This window comes from Brevundimonas sp. (assembly GCF_036677305.1).
Taxonomy (GTDB): domain Bacteria; phylum Pseudomonadota; class Alphaproteobacteria; order Caulobacterales; family Caulobacteraceae; genus Brevundimonas.
Map to the genome: position 1 here is coordinate 27,501 of NZ_JAKFEB010000020.1, position 4,233 is coordinate 31,733.

The following is a 4,233-nucleotide window of genomic DNA, read 5'->3' on the forward strand; positions in this document are numbered from 1 at the left end:
CCGACCTGCACGAATGGCGTAACGACTTCCCCACTGTCTCCAGCACAGGCTCAGTGAAATTGAATTCCCCGTGAAGATGCGGGGTTCCCGCGGTCAGACGGAAAGACCCTATGAACCTTTACTATAGCTTCGCCTTGGCGTTAGCGACCGTATGTGTAGGATAGGTGGGAGACTATGAAACCGGGGCGCCAGCTCTGGTGGAGTCATCCTTGAAATACCACCCTTACTGTCGTTGACGTCTAACCGAGGGCCGTTATCCGGTCCCGGGACATGGCGTGGTGGGTAGTTTGACTGGGGCGGTCGCCTCCTAAAGTGTAACGGAGGCGCGCGATGGTGGGCTCAGACCGGTCGGAAATCGGTCGTCGAGTGCAATGGCATAAGCCCGCCTGACTGCGAGACTGACAAGTCGAGCAGAGACGAAAGTCGGCCATAGTGATCCGGTGGTCCCGCGTGGAAGGGCCATCGCTCAACGGATAAAAGGTACTCTAGGGATAACAGGCTGATTTTGCCCAAGAGTCCATATCGACGGCAAAGTTTGGCACCTCGATGTCGGCTCATCACATCCTGGGGCTGGAGCAGGTCCCAAGGGTATGGCTGTTCGCCATTTAAAGTGGTACGTGAGCTGGGTTCAGAACGTCGTGAGACAGTTTGGTCCCTATCTGCCGTGGGTGTTCGAAGCTTGAGAGGATCTGTCCCTAGTACGAGAGGACCGGGATGGACATACCTCTGGTGGACCTGTCGTGGCGCCAGCCGCGCAGCAGGGTAGCTATGTATGGAATAGATAACCGCTGAAAGCATCTAAGCGGGAAACTAACCTCAAAACAAGGCTTCGCTGAGGATCGTGGAAGACTACCACGTTGATAGGCCAGGTGTGGAAGTGGGGCGACCCATGAAGCTTACTGGTACTAATAATCCGATCGGCTTGATCGTTTCTCAGCAAAACTCATTCGATTTTTCGAATACGACAATGTCTTCTCACAATCGTCTATCCGCCTGGTTGACCTGGTGGCTATGTCGGAGGTTCCCCACCCGATCCCATTCCGAACTCGGTCGTTAAGCCCTCCAGAGCCGATGGTACTTCGTCTTAAGGCGCGGGAGAGTAGGTCGCCGCCGGGTCTACCAGACGGATAGATGATTGTGATTTCTCTCGAACAGCTCTTCCTTTGCACTACCGTTTGCCGCGGGATGGAGCAGCCCGGTAGCTCGTCAGGCTCATAACCTGAAGGTCGCAGGTTCAAATCCTGCTCCCGCACCCAAACTTTCAGAAACCCGTCTGGACCCGTCCGGCGGGTTTTTGCATGTCCGAAACGCGTGCTGACGCATTTAACGTCTGGTCCCGCATCCATGATCTCGAAGCCCCGCCCGGCATCCGCCGGCGGGGCTTTTTGCTGTTCTGGACCAAGGCCGGGCGCGTGGCGCGCGGCCCTTGTCGCCGCGTTCGAGGCCGGACGCGCTTGACCGGCACCGGCCGGTCTGACGGTCGCGCTGGTTCAGGCAAGGTGGCGCGAGCCGTCGGCGGCGGGCCGTGGATCGATTTGGTCTGCTTGCGGTGGCTGGTGCGGCTGCCGGGTGCGCCGCGGCGGTCGCGGCTGCGCGCCTCCGTCCGCGTGACGGCGAGGGTGACCGAAGGGCCCGATGGTCGGCCACAGATCCACGAGTCAACGACCGGCCCCGAGGGGACCGGCCAATGAAAACGTGGGCCTGCGTCAGCTCCGGACGCAGGCGGGGTCAGCCGTTCCGGGAATCCCACCAGCGCACGGCGTCCGCATCGCGGGCGCTGAGCTCGGGGTAGGCGGCGTCGGAACCGACGTCCGGCACGCGCCGCCACGAGCGGGCGCATTTGGGATGGTCGGCCAGACGCACATCGACCGTGACCGCGTCTCCGCCCGTCGCCAGCTCGGCGCCGGAGGTGCGGAAGACCTCGGCTGCGTCGAGGCCGTCGAACGGCGCGAACGCCTCCGCCGGTCCAGTCACCACGGGCCAGGCGTCGAGGGCGCCGCCGATGACCTTGTCCCGCCGCGAAGCTTCCAGCGCCTCATTGACGGTTTCCAGCACGGTCTGGACCCTGGCCCAGCGCGCCGCCTCGGCGTCGTTTCGCCACTCCGCCGGCGTCGCGGGGATGACCCGGGCGCAGTTTGAGCCGCCGTCGGGGAAGCGGGTGCCCCAGGCCTCTTCCATGGTGAAGGGCGTCAGGGGCGCCAGCCAGGCGGTCAGGCGCATGAACACCTCGTCCATGACCGTGCGGGCCGCGCGGCGGCGGATCGCGTCGGGGCGGTCGCAGTAGAGGCTGTCCTTGCGGATGTCGAAATACAGGGCCGACAGGTCGTTGGAGCAGAATTCAAGCACCGGACGGACGACGTCCTGGAAGCGGTATTCGGCGTAGGCCTTGCGCACGTCGCGATCGAGTTCCCACAGGCGATGCAGGATGAATTTCTCCAGCGGCGGCATCTGGTCCAGCGGAAGGCGCTCTGCCTCGTCGAAGCCGACGAGGGCGCCCAGCAGGTAGCGGACGGTGTTGCGCAGCTTGCGATAGGCGTCGACCGTGGTCTGCAGGATCTGTTTCCCGATCCGCTGGTCCTCGGCGTAGTCCACCAGCGAGACCCACAGGCGCAGGATGTCGGCGCCGGATTCCTTGATGACGACGGCGGGGTCGGTGGTGTTGCCCCGCGACTTGGACATCTTCTCCCCGTTCTCGTCCTGGGTGAAGCCGTGGGTCAGGACGGCGTCATAGGGGGCGCGGCCGCGGGTGCCGGCGCCTTCGAGAAGATTGGACTGGAACCAGCCGCGGTGCTGGTCCGAGCCTTCGAGGTAGAGGTCGGCCGGCCAGTGCGAGGGGCGGTCGCCCTTGTAGCCGTGGGCCGGATCGCGGGTTTCGAGCGTGAAGGCGTGGGTGCAGCCGCTGTCGAACCAGACGTCGAGGATGTCCTCGATCTTTTCGAAGCGGGAAGCGTCGTGGTGGCCGAGGAAGTCGGCGTCGGGCTGGGTGAACCAGGCGTCGGCGCCGCCTTCGGCCACGGCTGCGGTGATGCGGGCGTCGACCTCGGCGTCGATCAGCGGCTGGCCGGTCTGTTTGTCGACGAACATGGCCAGAGGCGTGCCCCAGGCGCGCTGGCGGCTGATCAGCCAGTCGGGACGGCCCTCGACCATCGAGCGGATGCGGTTGCGGCCCGCCTCGGGGTGGAAGTCGGTCTTGTCGATGGCGTCCAGCGCCCGCTCGCGCAGGGTTCCGTCGCCCTTCAGCGGCGCATCCATGCGGATGAACCACTGGGGCGTGTTGCGGAAGATGATGGGGGCCTTGGAGCGCCAGCTGTGCGGATAGGAATGCTCCATCCGCCCGCGGGCCAGCAGGGCGCCCGCCTCGATCAGCTTGTCCATTACCGCGCCGTTGGCGGGGCCGAACTTGCCGGTCTTCTTGCCTTCGGTCTCGAGCACCTTGAGGCCGGCGAACAGGGGGACGTGGTCATAGTAGGCGCCGTCGGGGTCGACGGTGTCCGGCACCTCGTGATGACCGTGGGCCTTCCAGACCTCGAAGTCGTCGGCGCCGTGGCCGGGGGCCGTGTGGACGAAGCCCGTGCCGGCGTCGTCGGTGACGTGGTCGCCGGCCAGCAGTGGCACGGAGAAGCCGTAGCCGGCCGACAGGGCCGCCAGCGGGTGAGCGCATTCCAGACCGGAAGGGTTCAGGTCGTCGATCCGGGTCCAGCTCGCGATCTTCGCGGCCTTGAAGACGTCCTCGGCCAGTTTGTCCGCCACAATGAGCCGATCGCCCGGTTTGGCCCAGGGCTGGAACTCGAGGCCCTCTTCCATGGCCGTGACCTCGTAGAGGCCGTAGGCGATCTCGGGACCGTAGCTGATGGCCCGGTTGGCCGGGATGGTCCAGGGCGTCGTGGTCCAGATGACGATCGACGGATTGGCGTGGCGGAAGGCCAGAAGGTCGTCGGGATGGTCGTCGGTGGCGCCGGTGACGGGGAATTTGACCCAGACCGTCGGGCTGACGTGGTCGTGGTATTCGATCTCGGCGTCGGCCAGGGCGGTGCGCTCGACCGGCGACCACATGACGGGCTTGGAGCCGCGGTACAGCTGGCCTGAGTTCTTGAACTTGTGGAACTCGGCGACGATGGCCGCCTCGGTCGTGAAGTCCATGGTGGCGTAGCGGTGGTCCCAGTCACCGAGCACGCCCAGCCGCTTGAACTGCTCGCGCTGCACGTCGATCCAGCCGGTCGCATATTCGCGGCA

General features: G+C 64.9%; 1 protein-coding gene, 1 tRNA gene and 2 rRNA genes (1 of these 4 cut by a window edge). 3 read left to right on the forward strand and 1 reads right to left on the reverse strand.

Annotated features, from left to right (window positions below; translation table 11 throughout):
* The 3 genes from V6M42_RS01305 to V6M42_RS01315 all read left to right on the forward strand — a co-directional run.
* Positions 1–930 (forward strand): 23S ribosomal RNA (locus V6M42_RS01305); it begins 1,859 nt to the left of the window's first position.
* Positions 931–1,001: 71 nt separating this feature from the next.
* Positions 1,002–1,116, forward strand: a 5S ribosomal RNA gene (rrf, locus tag V6M42_RS01310).
* Positions 1,117–1,179: 63 nt separating this feature from the next.
* Positions 1,180–1,256: transfer RNA gene (locus tag V6M42_RS01315), tRNA-Met, on the forward strand.
* A 472-nt stretch (positions 1,257–1,728) separates the two neighbouring features.
* Here the strand turns inward: V6M42_RS01315 and ileS are convergent.
* On the reverse strand, positions 1,729–4,233 hold a 2,505-nt coding region (gene ileS, locus V6M42_RS01320; protein WP_332676616.1), incomplete at its 5' end, for an isoleucine--tRNA ligase.